Annotated in this window: 16 protein-coding genes; 5 read left to right on the plus strand and 11 right to left on the minus strand. The window is 68.0% G+C overall.

Annotation, left to right across the window (positions count from 1 at the left end; all coding sequences use genetic code 11):
- Window positions 1-89 precede the first annotated feature (89 nt).
- From QMX81_RS17485 to ttcA, 3 genes are read right to left on the minus strand one after another with little or no spacing between them, the layout of a single operon-like run.
- Window positions 90-878, minus strand: coding sequence for a SprT family zinc-dependent metalloprotease (locus tag QMX81_RS17485; RefSeq protein WP_282263396.1), 789 nt, complete (start codon window positions 876-878; stop codon window positions 90-92).
- 57 nt (window positions 879-935) lie between these two features.
- Complete coding sequence (locus QMX81_RS17490; protein WP_121043899.1) at window positions 936-1,841, minus strand: recombination-associated protein RdgC; 906 nt, start codon at window positions 1,839-1,841, stop codon at window positions 936-938.
- Window positions 1,842-1,891: 50 nt separating this feature from the next.
- Complete coding sequence (gene ttcA, locus QMX81_RS17495) at window positions 1,892-2,803, minus strand: tRNA 2-thiocytidine(32) synthetase TtcA (protein ID WP_121043896.1); 912 nt, start codon at window positions 2,801-2,803, stop codon at window positions 1,892-1,894.
- 96 nt (window positions 2,804-2,899) lie between these two features.
- Between ttcA and QMX81_RS17500 the strand changes: the two genes are divergently transcribed.
- Entirely contained in the window at window positions 2,900-3,103 is a 204-nt protein-coding gene (locus QMX81_RS17500; protein WP_121043893.1) for a DUF465 domain-containing protein, read from the plus strand.
- Window positions 3,104-3,172: 69 nt separating this feature from the next.
- On the opposite strand, the gene plsB is transcribed toward QMX81_RS17500, so the two are convergent.
- Both plsB and QMX81_RS17510 read right to left on the minus strand, forming a co-directional pair.
- Window positions 3,173-5,887: a glycerol-3-phosphate 1-O-acyltransferase PlsB gene (plsB, locus tag QMX81_RS17505; RefSeq protein ID WP_121043889.1), complete on the minus strand. Its 2,715-nt coding sequence runs from the start codon at window positions 5,885-5,887 to the stop codon at window positions 3,173-3,175.
- Window positions 5,887-6,855: a hypothetical protein gene (locus tag QMX81_RS17510; RefSeq protein ID WP_282263403.1), complete on the minus strand. Its 969-nt coding sequence runs from the start codon at window positions 6,853-6,855 to the stop codon at window positions 5,887-5,889. Before QMX81_RS17510 ends, plsB begins: the two co-directional genes overlap by 1 nt.
- Between QMX81_RS17510 and QMX81_RS17515 the strand changes: the two genes are divergently transcribed.
- Entirely contained in the window at window positions 6,854-6,979 is a 126-nt protein-coding gene (locus QMX81_RS17515; protein ID WP_282263404.1) for a hypothetical protein, read from the plus strand. The two genes, QMX81_RS17510 and QMX81_RS17515, sit on opposite strands and share 2 nt — an antisense overlap.
- Before the next feature lie 26 nt (window positions 6,980-7,005).
- On the opposite strand, the gene pyrF is transcribed toward QMX81_RS17515, so the two are convergent.
- Together pyrF and QMX81_RS17525 are read right to left on the minus strand one after the other, a co-directional pair.
- On the minus strand, window positions 7,006-7,731 hold the full coding sequence (gene pyrF / locus QMX81_RS17520; RefSeq protein WP_282263405.1) for an orotidine-5'-phosphate decarboxylase: 726 nt from the start codon (window positions 7,729-7,731) through the stop codon (window positions 7,006-7,008).
- Window positions 7,728-8,651 carry a 5'-nucleotidase, lipoprotein e(P4) family gene (locus QMX81_RS17525; RefSeq protein ID WP_183073827.1) on the minus strand — a complete coding sequence of 308 codons (924 nt, stop codon included), beginning with the start codon at window positions 8,649-8,651 and terminating at the stop codon, window positions 7,728-7,730. The genes pyrF and QMX81_RS17525 overlap by 4 nt, the downstream gene beginning before the upstream one ends.
- Window positions 8,652-8,762: 111 nt before the next feature.
- Here QMX81_RS17525 and QMX81_RS17530 point away from each other — a divergent pair, with 111 nt between their 5' ends.
- Complete coding sequence (locus tag QMX81_RS17530; RefSeq protein ID WP_121043881.1) at window positions 8,763-9,431, plus strand: DUF480 domain-containing protein; 669 nt, start codon at window positions 8,763-8,765, stop codon at window positions 9,429-9,431.
- A gap of 79 nt (window positions 9,432-9,510) precedes the next feature.
- Here QMX81_RS17530 and QMX81_RS17535 read toward each other — a convergent pair whose 3' ends face one another.
- Together QMX81_RS17535 and QMX81_RS17540 are read right to left on the minus strand one after the other, a co-directional pair.
- Window positions 9,511-10,047 (minus strand): GNAT family N-acetyltransferase, encoded by a 537-nt coding sequence (locus tag QMX81_RS17535; protein WP_282263408.1) that lies wholly within the window; start codon window positions 10,045-10,047, stop codon window positions 9,511-9,513.
- 73 nt (window positions 10,048-10,120) lie between these two features.
- On the minus strand, window positions 10,121-12,097 hold the full coding sequence (locus tag QMX81_RS17540; protein ID WP_121043875.1) for a UvrD-helicase domain-containing protein: 1,977 nt from the start codon (window positions 12,095-12,097) through the stop codon (window positions 10,121-10,123).
- A gap of 162 nt (window positions 12,098-12,259) precedes the next feature.
- Between QMX81_RS17540 and QMX81_RS17545 the strand changes: the two genes are divergently transcribed.
- Together QMX81_RS17545 and QMX81_RS17550 are read left to right on the plus strand one after the other, a co-directional pair.
- Entirely contained in the window at window positions 12,260-12,949 is a 690-nt protein-coding gene (locus tag QMX81_RS17545; protein WP_282263411.1) for a hypothetical protein, read from the plus strand.
- A gap of 45 nt (window positions 12,950-12,994) precedes the next feature.
- Window positions 12,995-13,615: a thymidine kinase gene (locus QMX81_RS17550; protein WP_282263414.1), complete on the plus strand. Its 621-nt coding sequence runs from the start codon at window positions 12,995-12,997 to the stop codon at window positions 13,613-13,615.
- Here QMX81_RS17550 and QMX81_RS17555 read toward each other — a convergent pair whose 3' ends face one another.
- Together QMX81_RS17555 and QMX81_RS17560 are read right to left on the minus strand one after the other, a co-directional pair.
- Window positions 13,616-15,217 carry a glucan biosynthesis protein D gene (locus QMX81_RS17555; protein WP_282263417.1) on the minus strand — a complete coding sequence of 534 codons (1,602 nt, stop codon included), beginning with the start codon at window positions 15,215-15,217 and terminating at the stop codon, window positions 13,616-13,618.
- 92 nt (window positions 15,218-15,309) lie between these two features.
- On the minus strand, window positions 15,310-15,704 hold a 395-nt coding region (locus QMX81_RS17560; protein WP_282263419.1), incomplete at its 5' end, for a hypothetical protein.

Here is a 15,704-nt window from a genome sequence, read left to right on the forward strand (position 1 = left end):
CCGCTGGCCGGCTCCTCATCAACTCACCCCCGCGTGATTGGCGGCCAGCGGCCGGCACTACCGGTGAGGAGCGAGCGTTGCCGCCGCCGTTACGGTGCCGGGGTCAGCAGCTGCCGCAGCATCGCCTTGAGCCGCCGCCCTTCGAGCTGGAAATAGTCCCGCTCGGCATGCCACGCCGGGAAGCGCCTTTCCACTTCGGCCCAGAACGCCGGCGAGTGATTGGCCTGGATCAGATGGCAGAGCTCGTGCACCAGCACGTACTCGAACGCCGAAGGCCGCCCCAACACCAGGGCCAGATCGAGCGCCATGCTGCCATCCGGCGCCAGCGAGCCCCATTGCGAGGACATCACCTTCAGCCGCAGCCGCGCCGGTGCACGCGGCAGACCAGGCAGATAACGCGGCAGCCACTGGCCGACATCGGCACGGGTCTGGGCTTCGTAGAACTCGCGCAGGGTGCGGCGCAGCGTGGCATCGGTGCCACGGGTGGGCCAGTGCAGGCAGGCGCCCTGCTCATCCACGTGCATGTGCGCGTAGCGGCCGGCTTCCCAGCGCAGCGGCAGCAGCGCACCGCGCAGCGGCAGCACCCCCGGCTCGCCGATCACCAGCGGTGGCGGCAGGTTGGTGGCCTGGTAGCTGCGCAGTTGTTCGGACAACCAGCCGCGATGCTGGTCGAGAAAACGCTCGCCCATCACCAGGCTGGCGCGCGGTGGCAGGGTCAGGCGTACGCCGCGCTCATCGACGCTGAGCTTGATCCGGCGCGCACGCGGATCGCGCACACGCAGGACATCGATCTCGGCATCCTCCAGGCGCAGCCGTACCGTATCGCGCTGCAGCGTGCTGACAGCCGGCGAAATCAGGCGGCGGAGGAATCCGGACATGGGTACAGCATAGCGCCGGCCGTGACCGGCGCATGACTGGGGACTGATCGGAACCGATCAGTCCGCCTTGCTCAGCTTGAAGGCCTCTTCCAGCAGCAGGAACAGGCGGCGCACTTCGCCGCTCTGCAGGGCGAAACGGGCATCCAGTTCGGCGCGGCGGCCGTCATCGTCGGCGTGCTCGAGCTGGTCCAGCGCGCCATCCAGGAACTTCAGCTTGCGCACGATCAGGTCGTCGCCCAGCACGAAGGACAGGTTGTCCTCGAAGACCAGGGCCAGCTTGGTCACCTGCTTGCCGGCGTCCAGATGCTTGTCGATCTCGTCGCAGCGCAGTTCCTGGTGCTGGCACTTGACCACTGCACCGCCCTCGGCCGGGTCCTTCATCTCGCACTCTTCGCCCAGGCTCAGCCCGGTCGGCAGGGTTTCCCCGGCGATCCAGCCGGTCAGGATCGAGCGCGGCGCCACTTCGGCATTTAACGGCATCGCCGGGAAGCTGCCGAGCAGGCCACGGATGTCGGACATCATGTTCTCGCCCTTCTTGCTGCTCGAGCAGTCCACGGCGACGTACCCGTGGGTCAGGTCGATCAGCGCGTCGGTACGCGAGCTCTTCACGAAGGCGCGCGGCATCAGTTCGTGCAGCAGATCGTCCTTCATGCGCTTGCGCTCGCGGCCACCGGGCTTGCGGCCTTCCTTCTCTTCGATCTCCTCGAGCTTGCGCGCGAGCAGATCGTTGACCACCGCGCCCGGCAGGATCTTGTCCTCACCGCCCACGGTCAGCCACAGCGCATCGCCCACGCGGTGCGAGAACACGGCCTTTTCTTCACGGCCGAACGGCGAGATGAAGCCGCGCGAATTCATTTCAAGCGGACCGACCGGCTTGAGCAGCACCTGCGGCAGCAGGGTGTCTACGTCGGAGAAATCGGTGGCGGTCGGGAAGCGGAACAGCGTCAGGTTGCGAAAGAACATGGACGTCCAGAGTAAGAGCGTGAAAGGGAGGGCGGGCGCGCCGGCGTGGCTCAGGCCGGGCCGGGGGCGTGGCCGGGGTCGTGGGCAGTGCCGGCCCAGGCCGGCGGGTCGGGCAGCGGGGCCGCAGTGGCGCGCCCCAGTGCCATGAAATCAAACAGGGCCGGATCGGCCAGCTGCGAGGGATGGATGTTGCCCAGCGCGCGTGCGATCTGGTCGATGCGGCCGGGCTGCTCGCGTTCCCACTGCTGCAGCATCTGTTCCACCTGGCGGCGCTGCAGGGTGTCCTGGCTGCCACACAGCGTGCAGGGAATGATCGGGAAAGCGCGCGCCTGCGCGTAGGCGCTGATGTCTGCCTCGCTCACGTAGGCCAGCGGGCGGATCACGATATGCTGGCCGTCGTCGCTGCGCAGCTTGGGCGGCATCGCCGAGAGCTTGGCGTGGTGGAACAGATTGAGGAAGAACGTGGCCACGCTGTCATCGCGGTGGTGGCCCAGCGCGATCCTGGTGAAGCCGTGTTCGGCCGCATGCCGGTACAGCGCGCCACGGCGCAGACGCGAGCACAGCGAACACATCGTGCGGCCTTCGGGAATCACCCGGCTGACCACCGAATAGGTGTCCTGCTCGATGATCTGGAACGGCACACCGATCGAGGCCAGGTAGGTCGGCAGCACGTGCTCGGGAAAACCCGGCTGCTTCTGGTCCAGGTTCACCGCGACCAGCTCGAACGGTACCGGCGCTTTTTTCTGCAGCTGCAACAGGATGTCGAGCAGGGTGTAGCTGTCCTTGCCACCGGACAGGCACACCATCACTTTGTCGCCGGCCTCGATCATGCCGAAGTCCGCGATGGCCTGACCGACCTGGCGGCGCAGTTGCCGCGCCAGCCGGTCCTGCACGCCGCCGGGCGCGCGCGGATCGCGGGCGCGCGGGACGGGATCGGGCAGGCGGATGACAGCAGCGCTCATGCACGCATTCTACCGGCTGCAACGCGCCCTCACAGGGGCCGGGAAGTGACTGCGTTCACTCCCGGCGGTCATCGGGGATGTGTATGCTCGGAGCCTGTGGACACCATGACACCCGCCGATATCACTGCCCGCCTTGCCCTCCTTCGGCAGGAGCATCGTGCGCTGGATGATCAGATCCTGCGCATGGCCGCCAACGGCGACGATGAGCTTGAAGCCAAGCGCCTGAAGCGGCGCAAGCTGCAGTTGAAGGACTGCATCGCCAAGCTGGAAGACATGCTGATTCCGGACGAGCCGGCCTGAGCCAGCCACGCATCGCGTGGCTCTACCCGTAGGCAAGGACGGTGCGTCCGGATTGACGACGTGCCGTCGTCAATCCGTGGCGACCGGCTCTTCCGGCTTTGCCGCTTCCGGGCTGACACGCTCGATGGTATGGCGCAGCTCGCGGCCGAGGATGAACTTCGCATCCTTCGCCCACGCGTCCAGGCGCGCATCGAACAGCAGCTTGCTGTTTTCATCCGGCCACACCAGGCGCAGTTCGCGCAGCTTCTGGATGAAGCCGCGGAACAGCGTGCGGTCGAAGAACTCCGGCGCGGCCGGCGCATAGAGCAGGCTCAGGCGCTGCGCAGCCTGCTGGCACAGGCTTTCCAGCTCGGCCGCGCCCAACGTGCCGGGGCCGTTCTTCACCAGCACCGAGATCGCGATGTAATAGCGCTCGAACGCCTGCTGCAGCGAATGGCCGATCGCGCGCAGGCGGAAGACTTCGTCGGTCTGCCCGGTGTTGCGCGCCAGGATCCCGCCGTCGTCATCATTGATGTTCTGCAGCAGCCCTTCGCGCACGAACACGTTGATGGTCTGCTCGATGCGCTGGGCGAACTCGTCTTCGGTCCACGGCAGGAACAGCTCGGCCTGCAGGAACGGATACACCGTGCGGCCCAGCTGGACCAGCCCGGTGCGGCTCATGCGGCGGTTGTTCTGGAAGCAGCAGGCCACCCACGACGAGGCGGTGAACAGGTGGATGACGTTGTTGCGGAAGTAGCTCAGCAGCACCGCGGTGTCGCCACTGACGCTGAGCACGTCGCCCAGCGGGTGCTTGATGCGGGTGAGGACGTTGATTTCCTCGGCGTGGGCGATGATCCGCTCCGGCGAGTGCGGTGTCACCGTCACCCGGTCCGAGTAGGGCATCTCGACCAGCAGGGTCTTGCACAGTTCGATCTGCGCGATCAGGTCCGCCTCGCCCATCGCATGCTTGGGCGTGGACAGCAGCGCCAGCGCGAGCAGGTTGATCGGATTGACGTCGGCAGCACCGTTGATATGCACCTGGATGCGTTCGGCCAGGTGATCCACCGTGCCGGACAACCACGAGGGCTTCTCGTCTTCGCCCACCGGCTGGCCATTCCAGTCCGGTGCACGCTGGGCGAGCACGTCGTTGAGCGCGATCGGCTCACCGAAGTTCACCACGACCTGGCCGTAGTTCTGCTTGAGCACCTTCGGGATCGACCACAGCAGCGACCAGATCGATTCCTTTTCCTTCGGCCGGCCGGACAGTTCGTCCAGGTAGCTGCCGCCCTCCATCAGCTTTTCATAGCCGATGTAGACCGGCTGGAACAGCACCGGCTTGCGCGGCTGGCGCAGGAAGGCGCGCAGCGTCATCGAGATCATGCCGCCCTTGGGCTGCAGCAGGCGCCCGGTGCGCGAGCGGCCACCTTCGACGAAATACTCGATCGAGTAGCCGCCGGCGACCAGCTGCGCCACGTATTCGCTGAGCACCGCCGAGTACAGCGCGTTGCCGCGGATCGAGCGGCGGATGAAGAACGCACCGCCCTTGCGCAGCAGCGTGCCGACCACCGGCAGGTTGAGATTGATGCCGGCCACGATGTGCGGCGGCACGATGCCGCGGTCGTACAGCAGGTAGGACAGCAGCAGGTAATCCATGTGGCTGCGGTGGCTGGGCACATAGACCACTTCATGCCCGGGCGCGGCGGCCTTGAACTTGTCCAGGTGGTGGACCAGCACGCCGGCGTAGATGCGGTTCCAGACATGGCTGAGCATGAAGCTGGCCGAGCGCACCACCGGACTGGAGTAATCCGCGGCGATTTCCCACGCGTAGGCGTGGGCTTTTTTCCAGGCATCGGCCGGCTTGGAGTTGTCGCGCTTGGCCTGCGAGGCGATCGCTTCGCGCACCGTGTCCGCGTCGAGCACCTTGTCCACCAGCAGGCGGCGGGTCGACAGATCCGGCCCGATCACCGATTCGCGGATGCGGCGGAAATGGGTGCGCAGCACGCGCTGCAGCTTGCGCACGGTGCGTTCGGGGTCCAGCCCCTCATCGACCGTGGTGCGCAGCGAGATCGGCGGGGCGAAGCGCACGATCGTGCTGCGGCCGTTGAGCAGCACCGCCAGCAGGCGACGGAAACGACCCACCAGGGCCCAGTTTTCCGAGAACAGCACCGCGAACCAGCCGCTCTGCTTGTCCGGCGCGCGGCCGACGAAGATCGACACCGGCACCAGGTGCACGTCCAGCTCGCCGCGGGCGCGGTGCGCCTGCAGCACCTTGGCCAGCGAGTCCGAGTGGGTCTTGGCGCCACGCTGCTCGGGGATCAGCGAGTTGCTGCTGCTCCGGCGCGACAGGGCCAGGTAGGCGCGCCTGCGCCCGGTCGGATCGCCGGCGATCGGCACCAGCGGCGAGGGCAGGCCGGCTTCGCGGCAGGCCTTGTCCAGGATCAGCGCGTTGGACAGACCGTAGTCCTCCAGCACGTAGACCACCGGGCGGCCATCGTTGTACTGGCCGGGGTGTTCGGGTTCGATCTTCAGCGACAGCCACGGCTCGACCAGGCGGCCGAGCAGGCGCGCCCACCACGGCGGGCGACCGCTGGGGGGGCGGGTGCCGGGCACGATCGCGGACGGCACGACGGTGGACGGCTCCGCATCGACGGCAACGGCCTCCACGGGCGCGCCAGCGGCCGGTGGAACCGGGGCGGCAGCACCGTCGGACGGCACGGTAGCGGGCGACGAGGACATGGCGTCCGGCGTCTTGGGCGGCTCTTCACCGGGGAAAGGCAGGGGATTCTGGTTCGGCATCGGCTTCATTATGGCTTAGCCGGTGCAGAAGCACCGTCCTTGACCGCCGCCGCCGCCTCTGCTTCGGCCGCTTGGCGGGCGTCATGTTCAGCTTGTGCGGCGTCGGCGGCCTGCAGCAGCGCATCGGTGTCTTCCAGCGTGCGGGTCACGTACCAATGCCCGTCGCGCCGTGTCATCCGCACCTGGGCGTCGATCTGTTCGCCGGCCAGCGTGTACTGGATCCGCACCACCGCGTCGTCGCCCAGCGCGGACGTCAGCTCGCCGCGCAGCTCGGTCAACGCCGCGTCCAGCGACAGCCCGTAACTGGCCAGGGCCGTCTTGAAGGCTTTGATGAAGGGCCCGAGCCGGCGCAGGCTTTCTTCCATGCCCGCGGCCTGCAGTTCGGCATCCGTGGACAGCCCGGCAGTGCGCGCGGTAGCGGTGAGCAGGGTGATGGTCGTCTTCGCCCGCTGCTTGTCCGTCAGTGGCGCCGCGGCGGCCCAGCGGCTGAGCGCGTTCACCACCTGGGTGTAGTGGGCGCGCTCGCTGTCGCTGTACTCGCTCTGGTTGCGCAGGTACTGCTCGCCGAACAATCCCATCGAATGGGCCGCCTGGCGGACCTGCGTGGCCTGGCCGGCGATCTGGGTATCGAACGAGCGTTGCAGCCGCTGCGGCGCGTCCGGCCGCGACAGCGCAGTGAGCATCGGCAGCAACTGCCCATCCAGCGGCAGCTCGGTCAGCGGCCAACGGCTGTGGCCCTGGCTCCAGGCGCCCTGCAGGCGCGCGTACTGGGCCGGCGGCACCGCTGCCTTCGCGTAGCCGACCAGATCGTTGTCGGCGACCCGCTGCGCCAGCTGCTGCAGGGCCGCGACCGGCTCGGACGCCGGTGCATCGGGGTCGATCTGCTTGTCCTTGCAGGCACTGAGCAGCACCAACCCGCACAGGGCCAGCGCCAACGCCTGCCCTCGGTACTGCCACGGCTTCAACGACATGGACATGAATTCGGACTCCCCGGACCGGTCCGCATCTTGCGGCCTGTTCGGTGACAGCGGCAAGCCGGCAGACCTGCCGACCCTGCGCTCCGTGCGCAAGCCCTTGAATGTACAGAAAAACCAGCTGTGACGGGGCGGTGCCGCCCCGTCACCGCCTCAGCGCGCGGCGAGCGCCTGGGCGATCTCAGCCTGGATGGCGCGCGCGGCGGCCTGCGGGTCGCTGGCGAGCCGGATCGGGCGACCGACCACGATCGCATCGGCGCCATCGGCGAACGCCTGGGCCACGCCAACGGTGCGCTTCTGGTCATCCCCGACCGGGCCGCCGGGGCGGATGCCCGGGCAGACGATCGAGAAGCCGGCGCCGGTGGCGGCGCGGATCGGCCCGGCCTCCTGGCCGGAGGCAATGACGCCATCGATGCCGGCGGCCTGGGCGGCCAGCGCGCGTTCGACCACCACCTCGACCGGCTCGCGGTCGATGCCCATCTGGGCCAGGTCGCTGCGCCCCATCGAGGTCAGCACGGTCACCGCCAGCAGGCGCATGTCGCTGCCGTTGGCGGCCGCGCAGGCCTCCATCATCGCCGGGTGCCAGCCATGGATGGTGGCGTAGCTCACCGGCCACTGCGAGAGGCGCTTGATCACCGCCGCAGCGGTGGCAGGGATGTCGAAGAACTTGAGATCGACGAACACCCGCTTGTCGCGTGCGGCGAGTGCGTCAAGCACCTGGAAGTACTCGCCGGAGGCCAGCAGTTCCATGCCGATCTTGTAGAACGACACGGCATCGCCGAGGCGATCGACCCAGGCCAGCGCGTCGGCGCGGCCGGGCACGTCGAGCGCGAAGATCAGGCGCTCCTCGTCCCGCAGCGGCAGCGGCGCGCGGCTCACGGTGCGTAATCCAGCGCGGCGCGCTTGGCGTCGTGGCGGGCCTGGCGCGACTGGCTGTAATCGTTGTTGAACTGTGCCGGCTCGAAGCCGCCGTAGGTCGGGTTGGGCAGCATCCACCAGCGCTCGCCGAACCAGTCGTGGTACTGCTGCAGCAGCGCATCGCGGCCATCGTTGGTGTTGGCGGTGACTTCCACGAAGTCGCCCAGCTGGTCGCCGAACTGCATCAGCACGCGGTAGTTCTGGCCGGCCAGGCGGCGGCGGCAGTTCTTCTCGCTGCCGGCCTGCTCGCAGCCGTCCACCACGGTGCCCAGGCCGAGGAACACGCTGTCGTCGGCCACCGGCAGGCCCTGCTCGCGCAGGTTGGCCAGGGTGGCGTCCTTGAGATGCACGGCGCGGTTGGAGATGTACAGCAGGGTCACGCCCTTGGCGTTGGCGGCCTTGGCGAAATCGACCACGCCCGGGATCGCCTTGGCCTTCTTTTCGGCCACCCACTGGTCCCAGCTCAGCTCGTCGTATTCCTTGCCATCGCGCACCAGGCGCGCCTGGTAGGGCGAGTTGTCCAGCACGGTTTCGTCCACATCCAGCACCACGGCCGGCTTCAGGCCCTTGGCGGCATTGCCGCGTTCTTCAGGCACCAGCGCGTCCCAGTTGGGTTCCTTGAGGGCCTTGTCCAGGTGATCGGCGGCCGAACGGTAGGTCTGCTCGGTGATCGCCCGGTACTCCTGCGAACGCTGCATCCACAGCACGGCATTGAGGTTGTCGTTGGCGGCCACGGCGGCATCGCCGGTGGCGGCCGGTGCACTGGCCGCGGCAGCGGCGGCTGGCGGGGCGGCATCGGCCGGGGTTTCAGTGCGCTTGCAGGCACTCAGCGCCATCACGGCGCAGGCAAGCACGGACAGGGAAACAGCACTACGACGCATGGCATTCACCGGCAACAGATTCGCGCCAGTTTACCGGCTTGTCCCGCGGCATTCATGCCGCAGGCGGGGCTCGGCTATGCTGCACGCCCCTGAAACACCCCGGAGCGCCCCATGACCGACGACACCCAGACCCCTGCCCTGCCCGTGCTCAGCGCGGCCCAGGCCCGCGCGTTGGGCTGCCTGATCGAGAAGGAGGCGACCACCCCGGACGCCTACCCGCTGACGGTCAACGCCGCCCAGGTGGCGGCCAACCAGAAGACCGCCCGCGAGCCGGTCATGGCCCTGTCGGCCGGCGATGTGCACCACGCGCTGCGCCAGCTGGAGACCCTGGGCCTGGCGCGCCAGCAGTACTCCTCGCGCGCCGAGCGCTACGAACACCGCGCCGGTGCCGCGCTGGACCTGACCCGCCAGCAGCTGGCGATCCTGGGCCTGTTGCTGCTGCGCGGCCCGCAGACCCTCAATGAACTGCTGACCCGCAGCGAGCGCCTGGTCCGCTTCCAGGATGTGGACGAACTGCGCCACCACCTGGAGCGCATGATCCAGCGCGGCATGGCGGTCCAGCTGCCACGCGCCAGCGGCCAGCGCGAAGACCGCTACATGCACCTGCTGGCCGGCCCGGTGGACGTGCAGGCCTTGGCCGAGCAGTACCGGTCGGCGCCGTCCGGTGCCGGCGGCGGCGGTGCCACTCCGGTACTGGAGTCCCGCGTGCAGCAGTTGGAGGCCACCGTGGCCGAGCTGCAGGAACAGCTGGCAGAGCTGCGCGCACAGTTGGGGGGCTGAGAGCAGCCGACCAACGGTCGGCTCTACCCAGTGGTGCTGATTGGCTGGCTTGCGGAGCGCAGCCGAGCGACGGTCGGCTTTACCGTTGGGGGGCCGGCGCGCCCGGCGTGGCAAACAGCAGCACCACTTCTTCGTGTGGCGGCGGCAGCAGCAAGTCGCCGCGATCCTCCATGCCCAGCTTGCGCAGCAGCGCGGCGGAGCGCACGTTGTCCGGCGAGACGATGCCGTACAGATCGGCATGGCCGAGCGCATCGCGCGCGTAATGCAGCACCCCGCGCGCGGCTTCCAACGCGTAGCCGTGGCCTTCGTACTGCGACAGCAGTGCATAGCCGATGTCCGGTGCCGGCAGCCCGGCGCGGCGGACCAGACCGGCGTTGCCCAGCCATGCGCCGTCCTCGCGGCGGATCACGGCGTACATGCCAAAGCCATTGAGGGTGTAGCTGCCGAGCACGCGCTCGGCGGTGTAGTCACGCGCCTGCGCCAGGGTGCGTACGCCGCGGTCGGCGATGTTGCGGATGAAACCGGGCTCGTTGAGCAGGGCCAGCATGTCGGCCGCGTCATGGTCGGGGTCGATCAGGCGCAGGTGCAGGCGGTCGGTCTGGATCACGGCGGACATGCGGGTACCGGTGAAGGGTGATAGGCCGATTGTGCCGTAGAGCCACCCATGGGGTGGCTCTACCCGACGATGCTCAGTCGAACAGTGCCTGGATCGCCGCCAGGCCCGCGCTGGCACGCTCTTTCTTGCGCGCGGCATCGGCGACGGGATCTGCACCATCGCGCTGCATTTCCTCGGCCGGTATCTCATCGAAGAAGCGGCTGGGCTTGAGCCGCACGTGCTCGCCGAACTTGCGGGTGAGCTTGCTGTAACTCATCCACAGCTGCACCTTGGCGCGGGTGATGCCCACGTACAGCAGGCGCCGCTCTTCCTGCAGGTTGCCTTCGTCCAGGCTGACCTGGTGCGGCAGCACACCGTCTTCGCAGCCGATGATGAACACGTACGGGAATTCCAGGCCCTTGGAGGCGTGCATGGTCATCATCCGCACCTGGTTGCCGCCGTCGTCCTTGTCGTTGCGTGAAAGCAACGCCAGCTGCGCGGCCAGATCCGCCGTGGAGGCACCCCTCGGGCCGCCTTCGAACCATTGCGCCAGTTCTTCCAGGTTGCCAAGGCGGCGCTGGTAGACAGACTCTTCCTTGCATGCACTGCGCAGGTCCGAGACCAGCCCGGAGTCCTTCACCAGCTTGCGCACCAGATCACCGGAGCTGAGCTTGGGCATCTCCGCGCGCAGGTCGCGCAGGATGTCGGTGAAGCGGCTCAGCCCGTTGGCCGCGCGCGGCGGCAACTGCGAGAGCGCACCGATCGCTTCGGCAGCATGCGCCATCGGCAGATCTTTTTCCGAGGCCAGCTCGGCCAGCTTGGCCAGCGTACCGGCGCCCACTTCGCGCTTGGGCGACTGCACCGCGCGCATGAACGCCGTATCGTCATCCGGGTTCACCAGCAGGCGCAGCCAGGACAGCGTGTCCTTGACCTCCTGCCGTTCCAGGAACGCGGTGCCGCCGGTGATGTGGTACGGCGCACGCACCAGCTGCAGCGCTTTTTCCAGCGGCCGCGACTGGAAATTGCCGCGGAACAGGATGCAGAAATCGCTCCACGGAATCTTCTTGGAGGTGGCCAGGAAGGCGATTTCCGCCGCGACCTTTTCCGCTTCGTGCTCGCTGTTGCGGCACTCCCACACACGGATGCGCTCGCCGTCGGCCTGGTCGCTCCACAGCTTCTTCAGATGCTCGTGCGGGTTGTTGGCGATCAGCGCGTTGGCCGCGCGCAGCACGCGGTTGGAGCAGCGGTAGTTCTGCTCCAGTTTGATGATTTCCAGCGCAGGATAATCGCGCGCCATCTGCTGCAGGTTTTCCGGGTTCGCACCGCGCCAGGCGTAGATCGACTGATCGTCATCGCCCACGCAGGTGAAGTTGCCCTTGCTGCCGGCCAGCTGCTTGAGCAGCCGGTACTGCGCATCGTTGGTGTCCTGGCATTCGTCGACCAGCAGGTAGCCGATGCGTTCGCGCCAGGCGATGGCGATCTCCGGATTCTCTTCCAGCACCTGCACCGGCAGCCGGATCAGATCATCGAAATCGACCGCGTTGAACGCGGTCAGGCGCAGCTGGTACCGCTCGTAGACGCTGGCCGCTTCCTTCTCGCGCGTGCTGCGCGCCGCGGCCATCGCCTGCTCGGGTGAGAGGCCGGCGTTCTTGGCGCGCGAGATCAGGTTCTTCACGTCCTCGATGTCGTCCGGCTTGGCCCCGTACATCAGGTCCTTCACCTGCGCGGTCGAATCGTCTGCATCGAAGATCGAGAACCCGCGCTTGAGCCCGACGGCCGCATGTTCAATCTGCAGGAACTTCAGCCCCAGCGCGTGGAACGTACAGATCGTCACTTCATCGGCGTCGCCACCGCGCAGGCGCTTGGCCACGCGCTCGCGCATTTCCTTGGCCGATTTGTTGGTGAAGGTGATCGCCGCGATCCGCCGCGCCGGGTAGCGCTTGCTGGCGATCAGCTGGCCGATCTTCTCCACGATCACGCGCGTCTTGCCGCTGCCCGCGCCCGCAAGCACCAGCAGAGGACCTTCGCAGTGCATCACTGCCGCGTGTTGGGGAGGATTGAGACCGTGCATGCCATCTCCAGGGGAGGGGCATTGTACCGGCCTTGCTCGGCCTGCATCGACGCGCGACCGCGCGGAGTTGACGCCTTCACATCAGTGGATCGAACATGGCGCCCATCGACGCAACGGAGGCGACGTGACGTGACTATCAGGAAGGCGTGGCAGATGGGGGGCATGATCGCCGTACTCGTGACCGTTCCGGCATGGGCGCAGTCCAGCCAACCGGATCTGCGCGCCCAGGACGCACAGGAGACCGATGCGTTCCTGGTCAGCCACCCCGACCTGCGCTACCGCAAGCACGGCAAGGAGGCCCAGGCCCGCGGCCGCTTCGAAGACGCACGGCGCTACTACCGCCTCGGTGCCCGCTACGCCGACAAGTTGTCCCAGGCCGCGCTCGCCGAGATGTGGTGGAAGGGCCAGGGCGGCGCCCAGGACCGGGCCGTGGCCTATGCGTGGATGGACCTCGCCGCTGAACGCGGGACCGGATTTCTGCTTGGGCTGCGCGAACGCTACTGGGCCGGGCTGGAGCCGGCCGAACAGGCCCGTGCTCTGCAGGTGGGCCCGGCGGTGTACGCCGAGTTCGGGGACAAGGCGGCCCAGCCGCGGCTGGAGCGCGAGTTGCGTCGTGGTCTGCTCAACGTCACCGGCAGCCACACCGGCGCGGTCGGCGGCATGCGCATGGTGGCCCGGGATGCGCGCGGCCTGCGGTACCTGGAGCCGGATGTGTTCTACCGCGACGAATACTGGCAGCCAGCCCAGTACTGGCAATGGCAGGACCGGCAGTTGGAGGCGGCTGGCCGTGCCATCGGCACCGGTTCGGTCGAGGTTGGCCTGCCGGCCACGGTGCCGGGCCATCAGGACTGAGGCGACAAGGGCATGCCAGGACCGCCGAAGGGATAAAATCCCGGCATGGCCAAGCTCTATTTCTATTATTCGGCGATGAACGCCGGCAAGACCACGACCCTGCTGCAGTCGGCGCACAACTACCGCGAGCGGGGCATGCGCGTGGCCATCCTGACCCCACGGCTGGACGATCGCGCCGGGCGCGGCGTGGTCGCCTCGCGGATCGGCCTGAAGGCCGACGGGATCGCGTTCCAGCAGGGCACCGACCTGCAGCAGCTGATCGCCGAGGACATCGACACGCACGGCCCGCTGGGCTGCGTGCTGGTCGATGAAGCGCAGTTCCTGACCCGCAGCCAGGTCTGGCAGCTGAGCGAGGTGGTCGATCAGATGCGCATCCCGGTGCTCTGCTACGGCCTGCGCACCGATTTCCGCGGTGAGCTGTTCGAAGGCAGCCAGTACCTGCTGGCCTGGGCCGATGAGATGCAGGAGATCAAGACGATCTGCCACAGCGGCAAGAAGGCCACGATGACCGTGCGCGTGGACGAGCACGGCCACGCGGTGCAGGACGGCCCGCAGGTGGAGATCGGCGGCAACGAGCGCTACGTGTCGGTGAGCCGCGCGGAGTTCAAGAAGATCACGCGCGGCGAGGGAAGAATCGACCCGGCACAGGTCCCATTGCCGCTTTGATCAATACAACGTGCGCTCCGGCGCACCCTTCGGCGGCGGGCTGTACTGATACAGCCAGGTTTCGGTCAGGGTCTTGCCGCCGCTGCGCAGGTACAGGCGGATATCGATCTGCTCGGTGGTGTCCTCCGGCGGTACCACATCGAACATCGCGCGGTAGCCCTTGATCTCGCGCAGCGGGCGCGCCGAGACGATCTCGGTGCGGCCACGGCTGACCTGGACCACGGCTTCCACTTCGTCCTTGTCGATCAACGCGGCCAGTTCGCCGCCTTCGAAATCGACCGCGAAGCGCCACGAGAAGTACTCGCGCTTCTTGCCGATCACCCCGCCCAGGCCGGTACGGCTGGCCACGCAGTGCGCCAGCGGGGTACGCGCCGGCGGCTGCGCGCCCCAGTACAGGCGGTAGCCGAGCAGCAGCTCCTGGCCCGGCTGCGGCTTGGCCTCGGGATTCCAGAACGCCACGATGTTGTCGAAGGTCTCATCCACGGTCGGGATTTCAACCAGCTGCACCGAGCCCTTGCCCCACTGCCCTTTCGGTTCCACCCACAGGCAGGGGCGCTTCTCGTAGAAGACGCCGTCGTCCTGGTAGTGGTCGAAATTGCGGTCGCGCTGCAGCAGGCCGAAGCCGCGCGGGTTGTTGTCCACGAACATGTTGAAGCGCAGGTGGTACGGGTTGCACAGCGGGCGCCAGATCCATTCACCGGCCCCGGTCCACATCGACAGGCCGTCGGTATCGTGGATCTCCGGGCGCCAGTCCCAGGCCATGCGGCGGTCGTTCTCGCCCACCTGGTACATGCTGGTGCACGGGGCGATGCCGAGCCGCTCGATCGCCTTGCGCGGGTACAGCGCGCAATCGATGTCCATCAGCAGCACATCACCGTTGGTGATCGCGAACCGGTAGGCGCCGGTGGTGCTTGGCGAATCCAGCAGGGCATACACCACCAGCGTGTTGGAGTCAGCCGCCGGCTGCTCCAGGTAATAGGCGATGAAATCCGGGAATTCCTCGGGCTTGCCCATGCCGGTGTCGATCGCCAGGCCGCGCGCGGACTGGCCGTACTGGCCTTCCTTGCCCACTGCGCGGAAATAGCTGGCCCCCAGGAACGCGGCGAAGTCGCGGTCGGTGTCCTTGCGGGTGTTGAGACGGAAGCCGGCAAAGCCCAGGTCAGCCGGCAGATGGCTGCCCTTCAGGCCACTCTTGCCGTAGTCGAACGCCGCGCCGTCGTAGGCCAGTTCCTGCGCCTTGCCGTCGGTCACGTCGAACATCCGCACCGGCGAATGGAAGTACAGGCCGAGGTGGAAGAACTTGGCCTGGTAGCGGCCGGGCTGGTCGGCCCACAAGGCATGGTCCTGGCGGTACTGGATGGACTGGTACTGGTCCCAGTCCAACGCTTCGACCGGACCCGGCAGGGTCCGCTTGTGGCTCTGGTAGGCGGCTTGGGACAGCGCGCGGGCCTGCCCTTTCAGCGAGGCGAAATCGAACGGCTGCGGCTCGCCCAGCCGGCGCAGGCCGACCTGGTTGCCCTGCGCGGCACAGGCCGGCAGTGCAGGCAGGCCGAAGGCGGCCAGGGCCACGGAGGCATTGCGGAGGAAGTCGCGTCGTTGCATGCAGGCAGCGATGGCAAGGGAGGGCCGGCCATCATAGGCACGCAGACGTTAATTCGCCGAGGTGAATGCGGGGCGGCGTTCAGCCAGCGTGCTCACGGGCTGGCCGCGATCTGCGCCGGTGCGCACGCCTCCCGCACCCGGTTCACCTCCTGCAGCAGCTGCCCACCCTGCGGCCACTGCGCCTGCAGTTCCTGCTGCAGCTGCACCAGCGCCTCACGCGCACGCGCCGGTGCGCTCGTGCAGTCCAGCTGCGCCATCGCGGCACGGGCGCGCCAGCGCAGGACGCGGCTGCCCTGATCCGCGGCGTCGCCCACCAGCAACGGGGCCAGCGCGCGGCGTGCCTCCACCGCCTGGCCCATGCGGCCCAGGTTCCGGCCCCAGGCCAGTTGCAGCGCGCGCTGCAGCGCCGGGCTGGACGGCCCCCCCCCGCCCCCCCCGCGCCACAGCGCCGCCCCCGGCTCGCCCCCCCGGTGGGGGGGGGGGGGTT

Origin of the sequence: Stenotrophomonas sp. PS02301 (assembly GCF_029959485.1) — a bacterium.
GTDB lineage: Bacteria > Pseudomonadota > Gammaproteobacteria > Xanthomonadales > Xanthomonadaceae > Stenotrophomonas > Stenotrophomonas maltophilia_Z.

What these genes read in the sequence shown, in the direction of transcription:
- QMX81_RS17485 (WP_282263396.1), bottom strand. Translation starts at nt 878, where the DNA reads ATGTCCGGATTCCTCCGCCGCCTGATTTCGCCGGCTGTCAGCACGCTG.
- QMX81_RS17490 (WP_121043899.1), bottom strand. Translation starts at nt 1,841, where the DNA reads ATGTTCTTTCGCAACCTGACGCTGTTCCGCTTCCCGACCGCCACCGAT.
- ttcA (WP_121043896.1), bottom strand. Translation starts at nt 2,803, where the DNA reads ATGAGCGCTGCTGTCATCCGCCTGCCCGATCCCGTCCCGCGCGCCCGC.
- plsB (WP_121043889.1), bottom strand. Translation starts at nt 5,887, where the DNA reads ATGAAGCCGATGCCGAACCAGAATCCCCTGCCTTTCCCCGGTGAAGAG.
- QMX81_RS17515 (WP_282263404.1), top strand. Translation starts at nt 6,854, where the DNA reads ATGAATTCGGACTCCCCGGACCGGTCCGCATCTTGCGGCCTGTTCGGT.
- QMX81_RS17510 (WP_282263403.1), bottom strand. Translation starts at nt 6,855, where the DNA reads ATGTCCATGTCGTTGAAGCCGTGGCAGTACCGAGGGCAGGCGTTGGCG.
- QMX81_RS17525 (WP_183073827.1), bottom strand. Translation starts at nt 8,651, where the DNA reads ATGCGTCGTAGTGCTGTTTCCCTGTCCGTGCTTGCCTGCGCCGTGATG.
- QMX81_RS17530 (WP_121043881.1), top strand. Translation starts at nt 8,763, where the DNA reads ATGACCGACGACACCCAGACCCCTGCCCTGCCCGTGCTCAGCGCGGCC.
- QMX81_RS17535 (WP_282263408.1), bottom strand. Translation starts at nt 10,047, where the DNA reads ATGTCCGCCGTGATCCAGACCGACCGCCTGCACCTGCGCCTGATCGAC.
- QMX81_RS17540 (WP_121043875.1), bottom strand. Translation starts at nt 12,097, where the DNA reads ATGCACGGTCTCAATCCTCCCCAACACGCGGCAGTGATGCACTGCGAA.
- QMX81_RS17545 (WP_282263411.1), top strand. Translation starts at nt 12,260, where the DNA reads ATGATCGCCGTACTCGTGACCGTTCCGGCATGGGCGCAGTCCAGCCAA.
- QMX81_RS17550 (WP_282263414.1), top strand. Translation starts at nt 12,995, where the DNA reads ATGGCCAAGCTCTATTTCTATTATTCGGCGATGAACGCCGGCAAGACC.
- QMX81_RS17555 (WP_282263417.1), bottom strand. Translation starts at nt 15,217, where the DNA reads ATGCAACGACGCGACTTCCTCCGCAATGCCTCCGTGGCCCTGGCCGCC.